This is a genomic window from Achromobacter seleniivolatilans (assembly GCF_030864005.1).
Classification (GTDB): Bacteria; Pseudomonadota; Gammaproteobacteria; order Burkholderiales; family Burkholderiaceae_B; genus Achromobacter; species Achromobacter seleniivolatilans.
Genome location: NZ_CP132976.1, coordinates 550906 through 570345, shown reverse-complemented (window position 1 = coordinate 570345; position 19440 = coordinate 550906). Strand labels below are relative to the sequence as shown.

General features: G+C 63.4%; 21 protein-coding genes. 12 read left to right on the top strand and 9 right to left on the bottom strand.

The features are described 5' to 3' along the window. The first annotated feature begins 3 nt into the window (after window positions 1-3). From RAS12_RS02580 to hpaI, 3 genes are read left to right on the top strand one after another with little or no spacing between them, the layout of a single operon-like run. The gene (locus RAS12_RS02580; RefSeq protein WP_306944938.1) at window positions 4-753 is read left to right on the top strand and encodes a fumarylacetoacetate hydrolase family protein; all 750 of its coding nucleotides are present in this window, start codon (window positions 4-6) and stop codon (window positions 751-753) included. 20 nt (window positions 754-773) lie between these two features. Further along, window positions 774-1577: a 2-oxo-hept-4-ene-1,7-dioate hydratase gene (gene hpaH / locus RAS12_RS02575; protein WP_306944937.1), complete on the top strand. Its 804-nt coding sequence runs from the start codon at window positions 774-776 to the stop codon at window positions 1575-1577. Between the two features lie 15 nt (window positions 1578-1592). Then, window positions 1593-2393 (top strand): 4-hydroxy-2-oxoheptanedioate aldolase, encoded by an 801-nt coding sequence (gene hpaI, locus RAS12_RS02570; RefSeq protein ID WP_306944936.1) that lies wholly within the window; start codon window positions 1593-1595, stop codon window positions 2391-2393. Between the two features lie 69 nt (window positions 2394-2462). On the opposite strand, the gene RAS12_RS02565 is transcribed toward hpaI, so the two are convergent. Both RAS12_RS02565 and alr read right to left on the bottom strand, forming a co-directional pair. After that, complete coding sequence (locus RAS12_RS02565; protein ID WP_306944935.1) at window positions 2463-3182, bottom strand: SDR family oxidoreductase; 720 nt, start codon at window positions 3180-3182, stop codon at window positions 2463-2465. Window positions 3183-3347: 165 nt separating this feature from the next. Further along, window positions 3348-4475 carry an alanine racemase gene (gene alr, locus RAS12_RS02560; RefSeq protein ID WP_306944934.1) on the bottom strand — a complete coding sequence of 376 codons (1128 nt, stop codon included), beginning with the start codon at window positions 4473-4475 and terminating at the stop codon, window positions 3348-3350. 129 nt (window positions 4476-4604) lie between these two features. Here alr and hpnC point away from each other — a divergent pair, with 129 nt between their 5' ends. From hpnC to hpnE, 3 genes are read left to right on the top strand one after another with little or no spacing between them, the layout of a single operon-like run. Further along, window positions 4605-5435 (top strand): squalene synthase HpnC, encoded by an 831-nt coding sequence (gene hpnC / locus RAS12_RS02555; RefSeq protein ID WP_306944933.1) that lies wholly within the window; start codon window positions 4605-4607, stop codon window positions 5433-5435. 15 nt (window positions 5436-5450) lie between these two features. Beyond that, entirely contained in the window at window positions 5451-6314 is an 864-nt protein-coding gene (gene hpnD, locus RAS12_RS02550) for a presqualene diphosphate synthase HpnD (RefSeq protein WP_306944932.1), read from the top strand. Further along, the gene (hpnE, locus tag RAS12_RS02545) at window positions 6311-7633 is read left to right on the top strand and encodes a hydroxysqualene dehydroxylase HpnE (RefSeq protein ID WP_306951269.1); all 1323 of its coding nucleotides are present in this window, start codon (window positions 6311-6313) and stop codon (window positions 7631-7633) included. The genes hpnD and hpnE overlap by 4 nt, the downstream gene beginning before the upstream one ends. Before the next feature lie 39 nt (window positions 7634-7672). On the opposite strand, the gene crcB is transcribed toward hpnE, so the two are convergent. Both crcB and RAS12_RS02535 read right to left on the bottom strand, forming a co-directional pair. Then, window positions 7673-8065 (bottom strand): fluoride efflux transporter CrcB, encoded by a 393-nt coding sequence (gene crcB / locus RAS12_RS02540; RefSeq protein ID WP_306944931.1) that lies wholly within the window; start codon window positions 8063-8065, stop codon window positions 7673-7675. Between the two features lie 5 nt (window positions 8066-8070). Continuing rightward, window positions 8071-8625, bottom strand: coding sequence for an HdeD family acid-resistance protein (locus tag RAS12_RS02535; RefSeq protein WP_306944930.1), 555 nt, complete (start codon window positions 8623-8625; stop codon window positions 8071-8073). Window positions 8626-8813: 188 nt separating this feature from the next. Between RAS12_RS02535 and RAS12_RS02530 the strand changes: the two genes are divergently transcribed. The 5 genes from RAS12_RS02530 (at window position 8814) to RAS12_RS02510 (ending at window position 13255) form a co-directional block, all read left to right on the top strand. Next, window positions 8814-9440: a PepSY-associated TM helix domain-containing protein gene (locus RAS12_RS02530; protein ID WP_306944929.1), complete on the top strand. Its 627-nt coding sequence runs from the start codon at window positions 8814-8816 to the stop codon at window positions 9438-9440. A gap of 28 nt (window positions 9441-9468) precedes the next feature. After that, window positions 9469-9984 carry a DUF2271 domain-containing protein gene (locus tag RAS12_RS02525; RefSeq protein ID WP_306944928.1) on the top strand — a complete coding sequence of 172 codons (516 nt, stop codon included), beginning with the start codon at window positions 9469-9471 and terminating at the stop codon, window positions 9982-9984. Window positions 9985-10016: 32 nt separating this feature from the next. Then, a complete protein-coding gene (locus RAS12_RS02520; RefSeq protein ID WP_306944927.1) occupies window positions 10017-10817 on the top strand; it encodes a DUF4198 domain-containing protein in 801 nt (266 codons plus the stop codon). Window positions 10818-10900: 83 nt separating this feature from the next. Beyond that, on the top strand, window positions 10901-11857 hold the full coding sequence (locus tag RAS12_RS02515) for an FAD:protein FMN transferase (RefSeq protein WP_306951266.1): 957 nt from the start codon (window positions 10901-10903) through the stop codon (window positions 11855-11857). An 18-nt stretch (window positions 11858-11875) separates the two neighbouring features. Beyond that, the gene (locus RAS12_RS02510) at window positions 11876-13255 is read left to right on the top strand and encodes a sulfite reductase subunit alpha (protein ID WP_306944926.1); all 1380 of its coding nucleotides are present in this window, start codon (window positions 11876-11878) and stop codon (window positions 13253-13255) included. A 53-nt stretch (window positions 13256-13308) separates the two neighbouring features. Here the strand turns inward: RAS12_RS02510 and RAS12_RS02505 are convergent, their stop codons facing one another. Beyond that, window positions 13309-14268, bottom strand: a complete 960-nt coding sequence (locus RAS12_RS02505) for a tripartite tricarboxylate transporter substrate binding protein BugE (RefSeq protein ID WP_306944925.1) — start codon at window positions 14266-14268, stop codon at window positions 13309-13311. A gap of 35 nt (window positions 14269-14303) precedes the next feature. Continuing rightward, entirely contained in the window at window positions 14304-15818 is a 1515-nt protein-coding gene (locus RAS12_RS02500; RefSeq protein WP_371321242.1) for an N-acyl-D-amino-acid deacylase family protein, read from the bottom strand. An 89-nt stretch (window positions 15819-15907) separates the two neighbouring features. Here RAS12_RS02500 and RAS12_RS02495 point away from each other — a divergent pair, with 89 nt between their 5' ends. Then, window positions 15908-16879 (top strand): LysR family transcriptional regulator, encoded by a 972-nt coding sequence (locus RAS12_RS02495; RefSeq protein ID WP_306944924.1) that lies wholly within the window; start codon window positions 15908-15910, stop codon window positions 16877-16879. Window positions 16880-16887: 8 nt separating this feature from the next. Here RAS12_RS02495 and RAS12_RS02490 read toward each other — a convergent pair whose 3' ends face one another. From RAS12_RS02490 to RAS12_RS02480, 3 genes are read right to left on the bottom strand one after another with little or no spacing between them, the layout of a single operon-like run. Continuing rightward, window positions 16888-17331 carry an SRPBCC family protein gene (locus RAS12_RS02490; RefSeq protein ID WP_306944923.1) on the bottom strand — a complete coding sequence of 148 codons (444 nt, stop codon included), beginning with the start codon at window positions 17329-17331 and terminating at the stop codon, window positions 16888-16890. A gap of 10 nt (window positions 17332-17341) precedes the next feature. Beyond that, complete coding sequence (locus RAS12_RS02485; protein ID WP_306944922.1) at window positions 17342-18172, bottom strand: phosphoenolpyruvate hydrolase family protein; 831 nt, start codon at window positions 18170-18172, stop codon at window positions 17342-17344. An 11-nt stretch (window positions 18173-18183) separates the two neighbouring features. Next, window positions 18184-19395 carry a Tm-1-like ATP-binding domain-containing protein gene (locus RAS12_RS02480; RefSeq protein ID WP_306944921.1) on the bottom strand — a complete coding sequence of 404 codons (1212 nt, stop codon included), beginning with the start codon at window positions 19393-19395 and terminating at the stop codon, window positions 18184-18186. Window positions 19396-19440: the final 45 nt, after the last annotated feature.

Below are 19440 nucleotides of genomic sequence, written 5' to 3'. Positions count from 1 at the left end.
GCCATGAAACACGCACGCATTGCATTTGAAGGCGCTATTCATGCCGCTACCGAAGCGGGGCCAAACCTGATCCGATTGGCGGACGGCCGAATCCTGGCTGAAGACGCGGTGAACTGGCTGCCCCCCATCGAACCGCGCACGACGTTCACGCTCGCTATCAACTATGCGGACCACGCCAAGGAACTGTCTTTCAAAGCGCCTGACGAACCGCTGGGTTTCTTGAAAGCGGCCAATACCTTCGTCGGCCATCGTTCGCACACCCTGCGGCCAGCAGACGTTGCCTTCATGCACTATGAATGCGAACTGGCGGTGGTAATAGGCAAGACCGCACGCCAGGTCAAACGCGGGCAGGCCTACGACTACGTGGCGGGCTACACGGTCGCCAACGACTATGCCCTGCGCGATTACCTGGAAAATTGGTACCGCCCCAACCTGCGCGTAAAAAGCCGTGACACCTGCACGCCGCTCGGCCCCTGGCTGGTCGACCGCGACGATATTCCAGACCCGATGAATCTCAATCTGCGCACCACGGTCAACGGCGTCGAGACCCAGCGCGGCAACACCCGTGACATGGTGTTCGACGTGCCCGCGCTGATTGAGTACTTCAGCAGCTTCATGACCTTATCGCCCGGCGACCTGATCCTGACGGGCACGCCCGACGGCATCGTGAACGTCGTGCCCGGCGATGAAGTCGTAACCGAAATCGAAGGCGTCGGACGGCTGATCAATACGCTCGTCCCCTTCCCCGCCTGACCCAATCGCGAGGACATTCCATGCTAGATACCCAAACTGTTCGCGACATTGCCGCGCGTCTGCACGAGGCTGAACGCAGCCGCCAGCAGATCCGTCAGATTTCGCTGGAACACCCCGAGATCAATATCGCAGACGCCTATGCCATCCAACGCGCCTGGATGGACATCAAACTGGCTGAAGGACGCATCAAACGCGGCCACAAGATTGGTCTGACATCACGCGCAATGCAGCAGGCGTCGCAGATCGAAGAACCTGACTTCGGCATGCTGCTGGACGACATGTTTTTTGATGATGGCAGTGACATTCCAGCCAGCCGCTTCATCCTGCCGCGGCTGGAAGTCGAACTGGCCTTTGTGCTGGGCAAGCGGCTTGAAGGGCCGCACGTGTCGCTGTTCCAGGTGTATGACGCGGTGGACTATGTGATTCCCGCGCTGGAGATCATCGACGCCCGCTCACACAGCATCGACCCCGACAGCAAGCGGCCACGCAAGGTATTCGACACCATCGCAGACAACGCGGCCAACGCGGGCGTGGTGATGGGAGGACGGCCGGTAAAGATCGGCGACATGGATCTGCGCTGGATCGGCGCAATCCTGTCGCGCAACGCCGTGATAGAGGAAACCGGTATAGCCGCCGGTGTCTTGAATCACCCCGCCAATGGCGTAGTATGGCTGGCTAATAAGCTGGCCGCCCACGATGTGGCGCTGGAAGCGGGCGAGATCATTCTGTCGGGTTCTTTCACCCGCCCGGTGGCTGCCCGGCCCGGCGACACCTTTAATGTCGACTACGGCGTGCTGGGTTCCGTCAACTGTCATTTCATTTAAAGCGGCATGCAGTCCATGGACATCCTGACCAATACCTTCAAGCAAGCCTTGCGCGACCGCCAACCCCAGATCGGTCTGTGGGCGGGTCTTGCCAGCGCCTACACGTCGGAAATCATCGCGGGCGCCGGATTCGACTGGTTGCTGATCGATGGCGAGCACGCCCCCAACACCTTGCAGACCACTCTGGCACAGCTGCAATCGGTGGCCGCCTACCCCGTGGCGGCCGTGGTGCGTCCGGCCTGGAATGATCCCGTGCAGATCAAGCAGATCCTGGACACCGGCGCGCAGACCTTGCTGGTGCCCATGATTCAATCCGCAGAGGAAGCCGCCGCAGCGGTCGCCGCAGTGCGTTATCCGCCGGACGGTATCCGGGGCGTGGGCAGCGCGCTGGCGCGTTCGTCCCGCTGGAACCGCATCCCCAACTATCTGGAGCGCGCCAACGATCAGATGTGCGTGCTGGTGCAGATCGAAACACCAGCCGGTATCGAAGCCTTGGATGACATCCTGGCGATCGACGGTGTGGACGGCGCCTTCATCGGCCCAGCCGATCTGTCAGCGGGTATGGGCTACCTGGGCCAGCCGGATCACCCGGTTGTGCTGAAGACCATAGACGACGCCATCACCCGCATCGTGCGCTCGGGCAAGGCTGCCGGCATCCTGCATAGCGGCGTGACGCAAGCCAAGCACTATCTGGCGCTGGGCGCGACGTTTGTGGCCGTCGGCGTTGATGCGGTGCTGCTGGCGCGAGCAGCCGAAACGCTGGCCGGGGAATTCAAGGACGTGAAGACGGTGGAAGCGGGCAAAGGCCCGTACTAGCAGCCCGGGCCTTCTGAACAAAAAAACGCGCACCTTGGTGCGCGTTGTTCGTTTATGACGTCCAGGGAATCAGGAACGTCCGCCCAAGCTTCCCCCGCCATCCACACCCAGTACCTGGCCGGTAATGAACCCCGCGTCGTCCGACAGCAGGAAAGCGATGGCAGCAGCCACTTCAGCCGGCGTGCCCAGACGCTTCATCGGCACGGAAGCCAGCGCGCGCTTTTCGCCTTCGCTGCCAGCAGGCCGGGTAGCACGGAACATTTCGGTTTCAATCGGGCCGGGAGCCACGGCGTTGGACGTGACACCGTATTCGGCCAGTTCCAGCGCCCAGGTACGGGTGCAACCCACGAGCGCATTCTTGGCGGCCGAATAGGCTGTGCGGTCCAGACCGCCATAAATGGCTCGGCTGACCACGTTGACGATGCGGCCCGCACGGCGAACCTTCATTGATTCGATGAAAGCCTGGGTAACCTGCACTGCTACGCGCACATTCAAATCCAGCACGTTGTAAAGCGTAGCCAGGTCGATTTCGCCCAGCGGCTGGGGCGACGCAATACCCACGTTATTCACCACGGCGTCAACGGGGAATTTGTCGCGGATTTCACGCAGCACTTCTTCGGTGCGGCCGGCATCGGCCAAGTCACACGCGTACAGATAGCCGGGGAAATCGACGTCCGTCGTGTTGCGCGCAATGCCAACCACATGACAGCCCATGTCGGACAGCCGCTGAGTAAGCGCCCAGCCTATGCCTTTGGTGGCGCCCGTAATGAGCACACATTTGTCCTTCATGGATCGAAACCTCGTAGTCTGTTTTCTTGGTCAAAAAACGGGCGCTTGGGCGCCCGGTTTCCCAAGTAGACACCATCCGGGGCCGGCTGTCTTGTAAATTGCGTAGCAATTATTGCCCGCTGGACACGCCCGGGATGACCGGGTGCCAGGCCCGGCCAAGCCGGCTCAGGCGTCCCGTGTAACGGGAACGCGAGGCGCCAGGGCGCACAGAAGCTCGTAGCCAATCGTGCCGGCAGCCTGGGCGACCTCGTCCACGGACGGGCCGTCTTCGCCCCACAGCACAACGGGCGCGCCGACGCCGGCAGCCGGAATGGGACCCAGGTCCACGATCAACATGTCCATCGACACCCGGCCGATCAATTGGCTGCGGATACCGGCCACCACCACGGGAGTGCCGGTAGTGGCATGACGAGGATAACCGTCGGCGTAACCGCAGGCGACGATGCCGATGCGCATGGGGCGCTCGGCCCGGAAAATGCCGCCATACCCGACTGAATCACCCGCCTTGAGCTCCTGCACGGCGATGATTTCCGAACTGAGGGACATGGCGGGCTTCAAGCCGAAGGTGGTGGCATCCGCATCGGCGAAGGGCGATGCCCCATACAGGCAGATACCGGGGCGCACCCAGTGCGTCTGCGTAGCCGACCCCACGGCAATGTCCGCGAAACGCAGCGTGGCCGCCGAGTTGCACACGCTGATTGCCCCAGGCATCTTATGCGTCACCGAATTAAAAACCGCCAATTGCTCGTTCACGCCCTGCGGGCCATCGGCTGACGCAAAGTGAGTCATCTTGCCCACGGAGCCCAAGGTGCCTTGCTGTTGCAGCAACATGGCGCGTTCATGCGCGGCGGCGTAGGCGGCGGGGCTGAAGCCCAGGCGATTCATGCCGCTGTTCAGCTTCAACATGATGTCCACTCGACGCGAAAAGCGCGCCCGGGCCAGCATGTCCAGCTGTTCACGGTTGTGCACGGTGGTGCTCAGGTGATAGCGATCGACAAGGTCCAGATCAGCCGGATTGAAAAACCCTTCCAGCAACAGGATCGGCCCGCCCCAACCGGCCTCGCGGCAACGCACGGCTTCGTCCAGATCCAGCATCGCCAGGCCTTGGGCCTTGGAAAACCCGGTGACTGCTTGCTCGATGCCATGGCCGTAGGCATTGGCCTTGATGACCGCCCAGATGGATGGCGGCAGGCCCGACGCCGCAGCGGCGGTCTGTTCGAGGTGGTGGCGCACGGTGGCAAGATTGTGCGCAAGAGCAGAGACGGAAACAGTGGCGAATATTGGGCGCGGCATGGTGTGAGATCCTGTGGCGCTTAAGTCTAACTGATCGCAGCCAACGGAGCACCGCCCCTGCCCTTGGGAAAACGACTACTCTAAAATGGTGTGAACCGGGCCCCCAAACCCGATCTGACCATCCAGCTCATGTCCATCGATCACTACGAGAACTTTCCCGTCGCCTCGCTGCTGCTGCCGCGCAGGCTGCGCGGCGCCGTGACCGATATTTACCGGTTTGCCCGCGCAGCGGACGATATCGCCGACGAAGGCACCGCCACGGACGCCGAGCGTCTTGCCCAGTTGGCGTCGTTTCGCACCGAACTGCATCGCATCGGCGCGGAACCCGGCGCCACGCCCCCGCCCGGCCTGCCGCCTCTGGCTGATATTTTCACGCCGCTGGCCAAGACCATTGCGCAGCATCAACTGCCGATCACGCCGTTTTATGACCTGTTGTCCGCCTTTGAGCAGGACATTACGGTCAAACGCTACGACGATTACGCGACGCTTGCTGACTACTGCACACGATCGGCCAATCCTGTCGGACGGCTGATGCTGCACCTGTTCAATGCGTCCACCCCGCAGGACGTGGCCGAAGGCGACGCCATCTGCACCGGATTGCAATTGGTGAACTTCTGGCAGGACGTGCGCGTGGACTGGCATAAGCAGCGCGTGTACCTGCCGCAAGAAGACCTGCGCCGCTTCGGCGTGACGGACGACGATCTGGCGGCCTGCCGCCTGAGCCCGGCTTGGCGCGAACTGATGGCTTTTGAGGTGGATCGCACGCGTGCGCTGCTACACTTCGGCGCTCCGCTTGCGCGCCGCCTGCCCGGCCGCCTCGGCCTGGAACTGCGCCTGGTGGTGCAAGGCGGGCTACGAGTGCTGGAGCGCATCGAGGCGAGCGGCTACGATGTATTTATGAATCGCCCCGAATTGGGCGCCAAAGACTGGGCCATCATGTTGTGGCGCTCTATCAAGTAACAGGCCCTGCCTAATATGACCCCTGACGAGTACTGCCAGGAGAAAGCCGCCAAGAGCGGTTCCAGCTTCTACTATTCTTTCCTGTTCCTTCCGCCCGAACGCCGCCGCGCCATTACTGCGCTGTACGCGTACTGCCGTGAAGTGGATGACGTGGTTGACGAATGCACCGACCCTTCGCTGGCCCGCATCAAGCTGGCCTGGTGGCGCACCCAGGTCGATCAGATGTTCGACGGCAAGCCCGACCACCCCGTCACGCGTGCGATGCAGCCGCATCTGCAAAGCTGTTCGATCACCCGCGAGCGCCTGCTGGCCGTGGTGGACGGCATGGAAATGGATCTGGACCAGACCCGCTACCTGGACTGGCCGGGCCTGCGCAAGTATTGCTGGCACGCCGCCGGCGTCGTAGGTGAATTGTCCGCCGGCGTGTTTGGCTACAGCGATCCCAAAACGCTGGTCTACGCAGAGAAGTTGGGCCTGGCATTCCAGATGACCAACATCATCCGCGATGTCGGCGATGACGCGCGCCGTGGCCGTATCTATATTCCGGTCAACGACATGCAGCAATTCGAGGTCAAGGCCTCGGACATCCTGAACGGCGAATACTCCGACCGTTTCAGCGCGCTCATGAAGTTCCAGACCGATCGCGCCCGCGAGCTGTATCGCGAAGCCATGACCAACCTGCCCGAAGCGGATCGCCGTTCGCAGCGCCCCGGGCTGATGATGGCGGCGATCTATCACGCACTGCTTGACGAGATCGAGCGCGACAACTGGCAGGTGCTGCACCAGCGCATCTCGCTCACGCCCCTGCGCAAGCTGTGGTTGGCCTGGAAGACCTGGGTGGGCGGCGGACGCGGGCTGGTCCGCCGGTTGGCGAAGTGAAGGCGGCGGTTATTGGCGCAGGCTGGGCGGGGCTGGCCGCCAGCGTCGCACTGCGTGAAGCAGGCGCCAAAGTTACGGTATTTGAAGCGGGCCACACGCCAGGGGGCCGAGCGCGCCGCGTGTTCCATGGCGACTTCGATGCGCCGCTGGACAATGGCCAGCATCTGCTGTCGGGCGCCTACAAACATACGCTGGCGCTGATGCGCCGGGTGGGGCGCAACCCCGACGCGCTGCTGATGCGCAGGCCTTTGCGGCTGGCCAGCCTGGACGGCCGTTTTCATCTGTCTGCTCCGCGCTTGCCTGCGCCGCTGCACATGGCTTTCGCCATCCTGCGTGCACGCGGATTGTCATGGTCCGACAGGCTGGCTTCGTTGCGCCTGATGCGCGGCCTGAAAGCCATGTCGTGGACGCCGCCACGCGAATGGACCGTATTGCATCTGCTGCACTATCACGCTCAATCGGACGCGCTGATCCGTCAGGTCTGGGAGCCGCTGTGCCTGGCTGCATTGAACACGCCCACCGCAACCGCCAGCGCTGCGCTGTTCGCCCGCGTGTTGCGTGACAGCCTGACCGGCAACCGCGAAAACAGCGACATGCTGCTGCCCTGCACGGACCTGTCGGCGCTATGGCCGGACGCTGCGGCGCGTCAGGTCACCATGCGCTACGGCAGCACGGTGCGCCAGTTGCATCCGTCGGCGGACGGCATCGATATCAACCAGGAACGTTTTGATGCGGCAGTGCTGGCTGTGCCGCCCGCTTTTGCTGCGCGATTGCTGGAAACCCCGCTTCGAGACGCCGGCGCCACCGGTTTGTTGAATGCGCTAAAGGCATTCGACTACCTGCCGATCGCCACCTTAAACCTGCGGCTGGCGGAGCCCTGGCGTCTTCCCGAGCCCATGATGATGCTGCGCGAAGAGGCTGCCCGAGGTCACGTCGGCCAATGGCTGTTTGACCGCGCGCAGTTGGCCGGCGACGCCAAGGCGGGCGAACTGGCCGTGGTGGCCAGTGCCGCCACCAGCATTGCTGAACGCAATCGCCACCAGGTTATCGAGGCATTGATCGATCAGGTAGCAGAACAGGCCGCGCGCCATCCGGCCCGCCTGCCCGCCATGCCGGAAGTGTCTGCCGCCGAGCTGTTCATTGAAAAGCGCGCCACCTTCGCAGCCGTGCCCGGCCTGACCCGGCCGCTGAATTCCACACCGTGGCCGACCCTGGCCCTGGCCGGTGACTGGACCGACACGGGTTACCCCGGCGTGCTGGAAGGCGCGGTGCGTAGCGGCCTGCAAGCGGCGCGCGTGCTGAATCCGCGGGCTGATTGATCCAGCGAACGGCGCGGCAGGCATAGTCTGCCGCGCTGATCAGCGCAACAGATGGGCAGTAGCGATGCCTGCGCCCGTCAGCAGCAAAGAACCCGCAAGACTCAGACCTGCGTAGCTCAATGCGCTGCCGTAGGCGCCGCGTTCCAGCATCGCCACGGTCTCGGCCGAGAATGTCGAAAAGGTGGTCAACCCGCCCATGAAACCGGTGATCGCGCCCAGCCGGACCCAGGCCGGCCATTCCGGATGGGCCGCCACCAGCGCCAGCACCAGCCCCACCATATAACCACCCGCCAGATTCACGGCGAAGGTGCCCCACGGCCAGGATTCGACATTCAGCCACAGACTGACAAGCCATCGGGCCCAGGCCCCCAAAATAGCGCCCAGGCCCACGGCCAGAAAATTCAGGGGAATCAGGGTTTGATAGGCGGACATTGGGTTCAGGGCAGGCGGTGCTGTTTGAGCCGTAGGGAAAAGACCAGCAGTAGTATGCCGAAAAACACGGCGTAGATGCCGATCACCCAGACCAGCGCCAATGCGCCCGCGCCGGGCTGCATGATGAGCATGCCGCCAAACAGAATCGACACCACGCCCGACAGCGCCAGCAGCCATTCATTGCGGATTTCCTTGCGGAACCGTATGGCGGCAATGACTTGGAACAACCCTGCCACCAACGCCCAGATGGCAATGATGTAGAGCAGAAACAAGGCAGTCAGCCCCGGCCACAGGAAGGTAACGATACCCGCGGCCACGCCCAGCACGCCCACGACGATCAGCGCCCACAGCGGTTTGCCTTTATCCCGGATGCGTACGCCGGCAATCAGCGCCAGCACGCCATCCACCAGGGCAAATGCGCCCCAGACCAGTACCAGCGCCGACAGAGTGATGGCCGGCATGAACAGCGCCATCAATCCAAACAGGATGGCAACCACGCCGCGCAAAGCGACCCAACCCCAATGACGACCAATGTGATCCACGACTTGCGGCTCAATCATGTTGCCCTCCGGTTGTTGTAACGCGAGGCCTATCTTATCCCTGCACTGCCGCGAGCGTCACGATTTGGCCCGCGCGCCAGATCCGGCATTCAGTAATGGATTGAAATCGCCTTCGCCGCGGAACAGGGCCTTTTATAAGAGTAATTCTCATTAAATGTTAGAATCCGCGGCTTCCAACAGAAGCTCACATGGACAGTCAAACCACCCCTCGGCGGCGCGCCTATTGGCTTAAAACGCTGCACCAATGGCATTGGATCAGCTCGGCGCTTTGTTTGCTGGGAATGCTGCTTTTTGCCATTACCGGGTTGACGCTGAATAACGCCTCGCTCATAGAGTCCAAGGCGGTGGTGAATAGCCATCAGGCACAACTGCCGGAGCCCGTGCTGAAGCAGCTGACCGTAGCGGCCGGCCAGAAGAAGGCGCCCTTGCCTGCCCCTGTCGCCCAATGGCTGGACGATGCGCTGGGTGCCTCCACGGCGGGAAAAACTGCTGAATGGTCGGCTGACGAGGTCTATCTGTCGCTGCCACGCGCAGGCGGCGACGCCTGGCTGTCGATTGACCGGTCCAGCGGCGAAGTCGAATACGAACGTACCGACCGCGGTTGGGTCTCGTATCTGAATGATCTGCACAAGGGCCGACATACCGGCCTGGCCTGGAGCTGGTTCCTGGATATTTTCGCACTGGCCTGTCTGGTCTTTTCCCTGACCGGTCTTGTCCTGCTCAAGATGCACGCCGGCAACCGCAGCGCGACCTGGCCCATGGTGGGGCTGGGCATCGTGATCCCGGTTGTGCTGGCCCTGCTCTTCATTCACTGATTTCATCGATCCGCCCCTGGAGATCTCCATGCGTAAATTGTTGTTGCCGGCCCTGGTGGCCGGCCTGATCGCCCGAACGGCCAATGCGGCCGATATCGGCCTGTCCATTGAAGTACCGCGCCTGGATGTGGCCGAATACCACCGCCCTTATGTCGCGGTCTGGATCGAAAAAGCGGACCAGAGCGTGGCCGCCGATCTGGCCGTCTGGTACGACGTGGCCAAGAAAAACAACGAAGGCGCCGAATGGCTGAAAGACATGCGCCAATGGTGGCGCCGCAGCGGCCGTAATCAGCAGTTTCCGGTGGACGGCGTCAGCGGCGCTACCAAACCGGTCGGCAAGCACGCCCTGAGCTTTGACGCTGCCAGCAAGCCGCTGGCCACGCTCAAGCCTGGCGAGTATGCCGTCGTGGTCGAAGCCGCCCGCGAAGTGGGCGGCCGCGAACTGGTCCGCATTCCCTTCCAGTGGCCGCCGAAAAAGGCCGAGCAACTGACGGCGAGCGGCGAACACGAACTGGGCGCCATCGCCCTCGACCTGAAACCCTGATGTTCTTCAACAAGCCTTCAAGGAGCGCACCCATGAAATCCGCCATCAAACTGGCCGCCGCCCTGGCGTTGAGCCTGCCCTTTGCCTCCCAGGCTCACGACGTCTGGATCGTCCCGTCGTCGACCGTGCTGTCTGGCACGGATAGCTGGATCACCGTCGACGCCGCCGTCGGCAATGACAAGTTCTACTTCAACCATGCGCCGTTGCGCCTGGACGGCCTGACGGTCGTAGCTCCCGATGGCACTGCCGCCGAAGCCGAAAACCTGAATCGCGGAAAGCTGCGCAGCACGTTTGACCTGCAACTCAAGCAAAGCGGGACCTACCGCGTGGCTGTCGTCAACGACGGCGTGTTTGCGCGCTGGAAAGAAGACGGCAAGAACAAGCGTTACTTCGGCAAGGTTGAAGGCATGGCCCAGGCCGTGCCTGCCAAGGCGGAAGAGCTTGAGGTCTCGCAAAGCCTGGGCCGCGTCGAAACCTTTGTGACCGCGGGCAAGCCCACGGCCGTGAAGCCGGTGGGACGCGGCCTGGAACTGGCGCCCGTCACGCACCCCAACGATTTGTTCACGGACGAATCCGCCACTTTCCAGATGCTGCTGGACGGCAAGCCCGCCGCTGATCTGAAGATCAATGTCGTGCCCGGCGGCAGCCGTTATCGCGACAAGGTCGGCGAGATCGAACTGAAGACAGATAAAGACGGCAAATTCTCGGTGAAGTGGCCGCAGCCCGGCTTGTTCTGGATCGAAGCTGGCATGGAAGACGACAAGGTCAGCGTGCCGCAAGCCAAGAAGCGCCGCTTGTCGTACGCCGGCACCGTTGAAGTGCTGCAACCCTAAGCAGCTGCTGGCGCGTGCCGACCCCTCCTTCCTACGCCCCACGCGGCGCCGCGGCGCCCAGCGTCCGCGTCGCCTATGGCGCCATGCCAGCCGCGCAAGCAACGCTGGCGGCGCTTGCGGGCGCGACCATGGGCACCACGTGGTCGGCGCGATTGGCGCTGCCCGCCGGCCGCACGGAAGACGCGGCACGGCAGGCCATCCAGTCCGCGCTGGACGAAGTCGTCGCCCAGATGAGCACCTGGGAAGCGGACTCGGACATCACGCGCTACAACCAGGCAACCGCCGGCTGGCAGATCTTGCCCAGCGCGTTCTTCCATGTGCTGCACCATGCGCTGGCATTGGCAGAAGACAGCGGCGGCGCTTACGACCCCACCGTGGGGCCGCTGGTCAACGCCTGGGGATTCGGGCCGCATCAACGCGCTTTTGAACCCCCGTCTGCTGGCGTCATCGAAGCAGCAAGCGCCAGGTGCGGATGGCAACGCGTGCAGCTGGATACCGAACGGCAAGCCGCGCACCAGCCCGGCGGCGTTTATCTGGACCTGTCGTCCATCGCGAAAGGCTACGGCGTCGACCGCGCGGGAATGGCGTTGGATGCGCTGGGCGTGACGCAATATCTGGTGGAAGTCGGCGGCGAACTGCGCGCGCGCGGCAAGCGGCCTGATGGTCAGCCCTGGCGCGTGGCAATTGAAGTGCCCGACGCCAGCGACAGCCACGCCATGGCGCTGCCGCTTGAAGACCGCAGCATTGCGACCTCGGGTGATTACCGGCGCCATGCGGGCACAGGTGATGCGCGCTACGCCCACACCATCGATCCGCGCACCGGACGTCCCGTGCGCAACAACGTGGCATCTGTCAGCGTGTTGCATCCCGGTTGCATGCAGGCGGATGCGCTGGCTACGGTGCTGACGGTGCTGGGCGAGACCGATGGTCTGGTCTATGCCCGCCGCCACGATCTGGCCGCCCTGTTCATCCTGCGCGACGCTGACGCCTATCGCGTCATTGCCACCCCGGCGTTTCAGGCGCTGGCGCTTTCCCGTTGACCCCATGAGTCTGACGTCATGAGTCTGACCCGATTGATCGCGGCGGCGTGCGTGGTGGGCGTCTGGCTGCTGCTGTGCCTGTGGGCATGGCGCCGCGCCCGACGGCATGACACGCAGCAGGCGCTGGCGCTGCAAGCCTTGAACACCCCTGCGGCCGACGACACGCTATTGGTCGCCTTTGCAACCCAGACGGGGTATGCAGAATCCCTGGCCGCGCAAACGGCGGATTCCCTGCGCGCGGGAGGCCTGACAGTGCGAGTCGCCGCGCTGGATCAGCTGGACCTGACGCGCCTGGCCGGTTACCGCCGCATGCTGTTCATCGTCAGCACCTATGGCGAAGGTGATCCGCCCGACGCCGCCGCGTCTTTTGCCGGTCAGATGCAGGGGCCAGCCACCGGCGCCCCGGCACTGGCAGGCGCACATTACGCCGTACTGGCGCTGGGCGACAGCGAGTACGCCCAGTATTGCGGCTTTGGCCATCGGCTCAATGATTGGCTGCATACCCAAGGCGCTGCGCCGCTGTTCGATCTGGTCGACGTCGACAATGGCGACCCTGCCGCGCTGCGCCATTGGCAGCATCACCTGGGTCTGCTGGCCGGCCGCAGCGACCTGCCCGATTGGCAAGCGCCCGTCTACGAACCGTGGCGCCTGGCTGGCCGCGTATGCCTGAACCCGGACAGCCTGGGCGGCCCATGCTATCTGTTGACCCTGACGCCGCCCGCATCGGGCCAGTCCCACTGGCAGGCCGGCGATATCGCCGAAATAGGTCCCCGGCAAACACGCGGCGGACCACTGCTGGCACACCGCGAGTACTCCATTGCCTCTCTGCCAGAAGACGGCGCAATTCAGTTGCTGGTGCGGCAGATGCGCAGCGCTGACGGCGGATTGGGCGTGGGCAGCGGCTGGCTGACGCATATCGCCCGGCTGGGCGATGAGATAGATCTGCGTGTACGCACCAATCGCAATTTCCATGCGCCGGACGATGGCCGCCCGTTGATTCTGGTGGGCAACGGTACAGGCCTGGCCGGCCTGCGAGCGTTGATCAAGGCTCGCCGCGCGCAAGGCCCATCACGCAACTGGCTGATCTTTGGCGAACGCAATGCGGCGCATGACGCGTTCTGTCATGACGATATCGCCGCGTGGCAAGAAGACGGCACGCTGGAACGCGTGGACGCCGTCTATTCACGCGACCAAGAGACGCGGCGCTATGTGCAGCATCTGCTGCGGGAACAGGCTGACCGCGTGCGATCCTGGGTAGACGCCGGCGCCGCCATCTATGTCTGCGGCAGCCTGCAAGGCATGGCGGGCGGCGTCGACGCCGCCCTGCAGGACATTCTGGGCGACGTGCGCCTGCAGTCGCTGCAACACAGCGGCCGTTACCGGCGCGACGTGTACTAAGCGAGGGCTACCGCGCGGCCCAAATGCAGTCCGCGCGGATGTCACAAAAACCCTTATTGCAATTTAATCTGCGCCGCATCGATCACTGTCTTCCAGCGGTCGCGCTCGGTGCGGATCTGCTCGCCAAATTCCGCAGGCGTGTTGCCCAACGGAAACGCCCCGGTTTCTTCCATCTTGGCCGCCGTGGCCGGGTCCCGCACAGCCTCTGCAAACGCCTTGGCAAGCTTGTCGCGCACGTCTGCCGGCATACCGGCCGGGCCCACCACGCCGTACCAGGCCGTGACGTCGTAGTCCTTATAACCTTGCTCGGCAAACGTAGGCACGTCCGGCAAACGCGGATTGCGCGCCGTGCCCGTAATTGCCAACGCATGCAGATGCTTGCTCTTCAAGTACGGCAACGACGAGGGGAAGTTGTCGAAAATCACCGGCACCACGCCGCCCACGGTATCGGTCAACGCGGGCGCCGAGCCGCGATACGAGATGCTGTTCATCTTGCCGCCTACGATCTGCAAGAACCAGATCATGCCCAGATCATTCACACCGCCTGCGCCGGCATTGGCATAGCCGTCTTTGTTCGGGTTCGCGCGCACATGCGCCACGAAATCGGCCAGCGTCTGAGCCGGGAACTTCGGATTGACGCTCAGAATATTGGGGCTGGTGACCAGGTTGCTGATAGGCGTGAAGTCCTTGACCGGGTCGTAGGCCAGATTGGGGAACAGATGCGGCGCCGTGCCATGCGTGCTGACCGTGGCCAGGCCCACCGTATAGCCGTCAGGCTTGGCACGCGCCGTAGCTGCCATGCCGATGGTGCCCGACGCGCCGGTACGGTTTTCCACCACGATCTGCTGGCCCAGGATCTCTCCTGCTTTCGCCGCGGCCACACGGCCGACGATATCCGTCGGCCCGCCAGCCGGGAACGGCACGATCAAGGTGATGGGATGGTCGGGAAAAGCGGCGTGAGCAGCGGGCAGCGCTGCCGCCAGCGCCAAGGCGGCACAAGTTTTTCTGATCATGATGGGGTTTGTCTCCTGAGTGATCGTTGCTGTTGTTATTGAATTGAATCCGGCGCTTCAGGCGTTGCCAAGGTGCGAGCCGCAGCTTGAGACGCCGGTGCTTTGCCGCCCTGCGGCGTCCGGTGCAGAATCTGGCCAGGCCGGCCCCCGTCTGCCTGGGGCGGGAACACCTGCCGCCCATTGACCAGCACCTGCTCGATGCCGGTTGACGCCAACGTGGGCGCTTCCCAAGTGGCGCGATCTGCGACCGTATCCGCATCAAACACCACGATGTCCGCCCATGCCCCAACGCTGAGTTGTCCACGCCCCGCCAGCCCGAATACGCGCGCGGGCAAAGACGTCATTTTGGCCACCGCCGCTTCCAGCGTCAGCAACTCGGCCTCGCGCACATAGCGGCCCAGCACCCGCGTAAAGCTGCCCCACAGGCGGGGATGCGGATGCGCGTCGTTGGGCAGACCGTCCGACCCCACCATGCAGCACTCATGCTGAAAGATGCGCCGGACTTCGGCTTCGTCCATCGCAAAGTAGATAGCGCCTGCCGGACATAAGCGCTGCGCCGCAGTCGTTTTATCGCAGCCCCAGCGCGCGGCGATATCGCTCAGATATTCGCCACTGCATTCCGGATGCGGCGTCGACCACGTAATGCGGATGTCGTCGATGATTTCGGCGCGTTCCGGGATCAGGATGGTGGAACTGCCCGGGTACGGATAGATGTCCAGCGCGACCTCCACGCCCTGGGCCCGCGCCCGGTCGATATTGGCCAGCGTTGCGCGGCTCTTACCCCAGTTGCGCGGCATCATGCATTTGTGATGCGACAGCACCGTGGCGCAACCGCTGTTGCGTCCAACGGAAAGGACTTCGTCCACGGCCGCTTCGACCTCGTCGCCTTCGTTGCGGATGTGGCTGGTATGCAGAGCGCCGTGCGCCGCCGCCACCTGAGCCAGACCCTCAAGTTCAGCCTGTTGCGCCGCACCGCCCGGCTGATACGCCAGCCCGGTGCTAAAGCCCACCGCCCCCGCTTCCAACGCATCGGCCAGCATGCGTTGCATAGCCTGCTGCTCGTCTGCGGTCGGCGTCAGGGTCGGATCGGCCATGACGGCCAGGCGCAGATTGGCATGGCCCACCAGCGCCGCCACATTGATCATCGGCTGCTGTGCGCGCAGTTCGTCAAAATAGGCCTGCATATCGGCAAACAGCGGAGTCTCGCCCAACAAGGCCAGCGCCGCCGCAGTGTTGCCAGGCAAAGGCGCGGGAGCGCCGCTGACGCCGCAATTTCCCACTACGACGGTCGTGATGCCCTGGCTGGTCTTCCATTCCAGACCGGGTTTTTCAACAAACATCAGGTCATCATGACCATGCACGTCGATAAATCCCGGCGCAACAATCTTGCCGCGCGCATCCACGCGGCGCACTGCCTCTGCGTCTGCCAGATCGCCGATGGCCGCCACTCGGTCTCCGGCCACGCCCACATCGGCGCGCCTTCTGGCGCCGCCCAGCCCGTCGATGACCCAGCCGCCTTCAATGATCAGATCCAGTTTGTCCTGCCGCATGATTGCCCTGCCTAGATGAAGGCCCTAGTATCGTCCGCGCGATCAATCTGTAAAAATTGTTTTTATTGATCCATCTATCGTTATTTGAAATGAATCGCCTGCCCAAGCACGTCACCCTCAAGCACCTGACCGCCTTTGTGGCGGTGGCGCAGGAATCCAGCTTCACCCATGCGGCCAAGCGCCTGTTTCAGACGCAGTCGTCGGTCACCAGCCTGGTGCGCCAACTGGAAGACGCGCTGACCACTCAGTTGTTTGCACGTACCAGCCGGCGTGTGCTGCTGACTGCGGCGGGCGAAGAATTCCTGCCCCGTGTGATGCGGCTGCTGGCTGATTTTGACGGGGTGATCGAAGACGTGGTGCGCTTTGGCGCACTGGAACGCGGCCGCGTGGGAGTGGCAGCGGCGCCATCCGCCATCACGCACATCATCGCCCCTGCCGCGACTGCTTTTGCGGCGCAGTACCCAGCTGTGCGGCTGTATCTTAGCGATGACAACTCTGGCAGCATCCAACGCAAGGTTGCCGCGCGGGAAGTGGATTTCGGCCTGACCAGCCGCTGGGCCGATGCCCCCGGATTGCGCTTTGACCCTTTGCTGGAAGATCGCTTTGGCGTGCTGTACCGCAGCGACGATGACAGCCTGCGTCCCGCCCGCGACGGCACCATGCGCTGGTCCGATCTCGCCCAGCGCAAGCTGGTGGGCGTGGTGGACGAAACAGGAATCATGGCGTTGCTGCGCGGCCGGGCGGACCTGCCTATCGAGGCGGGCGCGCCCTTTTACGAGGCGTCCAGCACCACATCGCAGGCTGCGTTGGTGAAGGCGGGCCTGGGGGTTGCGCTGCTGCCAGCGCTGGCAGCCGGACGCGTCATGGAGCCAGGGCTGTCTTATGCGTTGCTATCGAGGCCAACCGTCGTACGAACTGTTTGCATCATCCGGCACAAGGAGCATCCCTTGAGTCCGGCAGCGCAGGCGCTGATTCGCGCCCTGCACGATTTTCTGCGCATCGCGGTCTTGCCTGCCGGGTGCAAACGCGTGCCAGCCAGTGCCAAAACGCTGAAAGACTAGCCGGTGGATCAGCGGCTCCGCAGTTTCTCGTCCAGCGCGGCAAGCCCCGCCGCAAACACGCCCTGGCCAACCGCCTTGGCCACATCGCTCAACTCAGCGCCTTCCACGCGGAAGTCTGCCCACCACTCCACGAGCGTATGGCCGCCTTCGGTAATGGGCCGCAACGAGACGCCGGCGATGTAGTCGCGCATCGGCAGATCGGTCTCGATGATGGAATACCGCAACGCCGTGTTGGGATCGTCCAGCATCAGCAATTGCTCGCGCACGAATCCCGAAGGCTTAAGCGTCAGATACCGCACGCTACCCACCGCGTCATGCCGGCCATCGGCTTCCAGACGGCTCTGAGCGATGCCCGGATGCCAACTGGCCAGACCGTCAAAATTGCGGAACATCGTCCAGACCTGCGCGAGCGGCGCGTGAATGACAGCGCTGACATGTACGGTGTGCGGCATAGGGACCCTCTTAGAAAGTCAGGTTTTTGAACTCGCGAGTCGCTGCGGTCAGCGCTTGTTCGGTGGGCAGGCGCTCCATCGAGCTGGCGCCATAAAAACCGTGGCAATGCTTGCAAGCACGCAAGACATAGGCGGCGTCTTCGGGCGTGGCGATGGGGCCGCCGTGGCACAGCACGATGATATCCGGCCGCACCGCCAGCGCCGCTTCGGCAATGCGGTCAATGGCGGTCACGCAACCATCCAGCGTCTGCGATGTCTCGGCCCCGATTGAACCGCCGGTGGTCAGCCCCATATGCGCGACGATGATATCCGCGCCCGCCTTCGCCATGGCCACTGCATCGTCTTCATTAAAGACATAAGGCGTGGTCAGCATGCCCTTCTTGTGGGCCAGGCGGATCATGTCGACTTCCAGCCCGTAGCCCATGCCTGTTTCTTCCAGATTGGCGCGGAAGTTGCCGTCGATCAGGCCCACGGTGGGAAAGTTCTGCACCCCGGAAAACCCTTGGCGTTTCAGGTCATCCAGGAACACATCGAAGTCGCAAAACGGATCGGTGCCGTTCACGCCAGCCAGGACCGGCGTTTTCTTTACAACGGGCAACACTTCACGGCCCATGTCCACCACGATCTCGTTGGCATTGCCATAGGCCAGCAGCCCGGCCAGTGAACCCCGGCCCGCCATGCGGTAGCGGCCCGAGTTATAGATCACGATCAGATCGATACCGCCCGCCTCTTCGCACTTGGCCGACAGCCCCGTGCCCGCGCCGCCGCCCACGATCGGCGTGCGGGCACGCACCATGGCGCGAAACTTGTCCAATAGCTCGTTACGGTCAAAACGCGGCATGACAGCGGTCCTTAGTGTTTAGCGATTTCAAGAAATTGTGCGACCGCCGTCTTGGCGAACAGCGGGTCGTTGATGTGGCACGGCACGCGCACCAGGCGGCGGTTCGCCGTCTGCACCAGATTGGCTTCCAAGGCGGCAAACAACGCGGCGTCGGCCTCGGGGTCCCAAAAGGCTTGCCCGGGCGCATCCAGCGCAGAAACACCGCCTTCGGGAATCAGGAAACGCACCGGCCCGTGGCAACGGTTCAACTTGGCGGCGATCCATTCGCCTTGACGGGTGTTTTCTTCCACGGTGGTGCGCATCAGCGTCACCTGCGGATTGTGGGGGTAGAAGTTGCGGCCCTGATAGCGTTCGGGGATGGTATCCAGACCGCCGAAATTCACCATATCGAGAGCCCCGCACGATCCCACGTAGGGCGCGCCAGTTCGGGCCACAGCGCCGAAACGGTCTTCCGTGCACGCCAGTACGCCGCCGAACAGAAAGTCGCAGACTTCCGTTGTGGTCAGATCCAGCACGCCAGTCAGCAAATGGCTGTCCAGCAATTTTTCCATTGACTGCCCGCCCGTGCCCGTGGCGTGGAACACCAGGCTGTCATAGCTGGAGTCCAGCAAAGGCGTCACCTGCTGCACGCAGGCGGTGGTGACGCCAAACATGCTGATGCCAACAGCTGGTCGGCTATCGTCTTCGGCCGGAATCGCAGCCTGGCGGAATGCCCCGCCGATTGCGCCGGCGGCATTGGCCAGCACACGGCGCGAAATCCGGTTCAGGCCGGCCACGTCCGTCACGGAATACATCATGGCGATGTCCGACGGGCCGACATAGGGCGCGACATTGCCCGATGCCATCGTGGAGACCATCAGCTTTGGCGTGCCGATCGGCAACGCGCGCATGGCGGGAGTAATCAGAGCCGTGCCGCCAGAGCCGCCCAGACCCAGCATGGCGCCGATATCGGCATTGGCCGCGGCGTAGCGTTCAAACGCCAATGCCATGGCCACAATCGCCGTGCCGCGGTCACCGGTAAATACGGCATCTACGCCATCGGGATGGCACTTGGCCACATCGCGCGCCTGCACCTGCGCCGCGCTGGCGGCGCCCGTGGTGGACACATCCACCGACACCACTTCCAGCCCGTCGCGCTTGAGCAGATTCACCACGTATTCGGCTTCGTGGCCCTTGGTGTCGTAGGTGGCGGCAACAAAGACCCGCCGATTCGAATGCGTCATGACTCCTCCGCGGGCGGCTACACTCGGTGCGCGCCTCGATATGTG

What these genes read in the sequence shown, in the direction of transcription:
- RAS12_RS02580 (WP_306944938.1), top strand. Translation starts at nt 4, where the DNA reads ATGAAACACGCACGCATTGCATTTGAAGGCGCTATTCATGCCGCTACC.
- hpaH (WP_306944937.1), top strand. Translation starts at nt 774, where the DNA reads ATGCTAGATACCCAAACTGTTCGCGACATTGCCGCGCGTCTGCACGAG.
- hpaI (WP_306944936.1), top strand. Translation starts at nt 1,593, where the DNA reads ATGGACATCCTGACCAATACCTTCAAGCAAGCCTTGCGCGACCGCCAA.
- RAS12_RS02565 (WP_306944935.1), bottom strand. Translation starts at nt 3,182, where the DNA reads ATGAAGGACAAATGTGTGCTCATTACGGGCGCCACCAAAGGCATAGGC.
- alr (WP_306944934.1), bottom strand. Translation starts at nt 4,475, where the DNA reads ATGCCGCGCCCAATATTCGCCACTGTTTCCGTCTCTGCTCTTGCGCAC.
- hpnC (WP_306944933.1), top strand. Translation starts at nt 4,605, where the DNA reads ATGTCCATCGATCACTACGAGAACTTTCCCGTCGCCTCGCTGCTGCTG.
- hpnD (WP_306944932.1), top strand. Translation starts at nt 5,451, where the DNA reads ATGACCCCTGACGAGTACTGCCAGGAGAAAGCCGCCAAGAGCGGTTCC.
- crcB (WP_306944931.1), bottom strand. Translation starts at nt 8,065, where the DNA reads ATGTCCGCCTATCAAACCCTGATTCCCCTGAATTTTCTGGCCGTGGGC.
- RAS12_RS02535 (WP_306944930.1), bottom strand. Translation starts at nt 8,625, where the DNA reads ATGATTGAGCCGCAAGTCGTGGATCACATTGGTCGTCATTGGGGTTGG.
- RAS12_RS02530 (WP_306944929.1), top strand. Translation starts at nt 8,814, where the DNA reads ATGGACAGTCAAACCACCCCTCGGCGGCGCGCCTATTGGCTTAAAACG.
- RAS12_RS02525 (WP_306944928.1), top strand. Translation starts at nt 9,469, where the DNA reads ATGCGTAAATTGTTGTTGCCGGCCCTGGTGGCCGGCCTGATCGCCCGA.
- RAS12_RS02520 (WP_306944927.1), top strand. Translation starts at nt 10,017, where the DNA reads ATGAAATCCGCCATCAAACTGGCCGCCGCCCTGGCGTTGAGCCTGCCC.
- RAS12_RS02515 (WP_306951266.1), top strand. Translation starts at nt 10,901, where the DNA reads ATGCCAGCCGCGCAAGCAACGCTGGCGGCGCTTGCGGGCGCGACCATG.
- RAS12_RS02510 (WP_306944926.1), top strand. Translation starts at nt 11,876, where the DNA reads ATGAGTCTGACCCGATTGATCGCGGCGGCGTGCGTGGTGGGCGTCTGG.
- RAS12_RS02505 (WP_306944925.1), bottom strand. Translation starts at nt 14,268, where the DNA reads ATGATCAGAAAAACTTGTGCCGCCTTGGCGCTGGCGGCAGCGCTGCCC.
- RAS12_RS02500 (WP_371321242.1), bottom strand. Translation starts at nt 15,818, where the DNA reads ATGCGGCAGGACAAACTGGATCTGATCATTGAAGGCGGCTGGGTCATC.
- RAS12_RS02495 (WP_306944924.1), top strand. Translation starts at nt 15,908, where the DNA reads ATGAATCGCCTGCCCAAGCACGTCACCCTCAAGCACCTGACCGCCTTT.
- RAS12_RS02490 (WP_306944923.1), bottom strand. Translation starts at nt 17,331, where the DNA reads ATGCCGCACACCGTACATGTCAGCGCTGTCATTCACGCGCCGCTCGCG.
- RAS12_RS02485 (WP_306944922.1), bottom strand. Translation starts at nt 18,172, where the DNA reads ATGCCGCGTTTTGACCGTAACGAGCTATTGGACAAGTTTCGCGCCATG.
- RAS12_RS02480 (WP_306944921.1), bottom strand. Translation starts at nt 19,395, where the DNA reads ATGACGCATTCGAATCGGCGGGTCTTTGTTGCCGCCACCTACGACACC.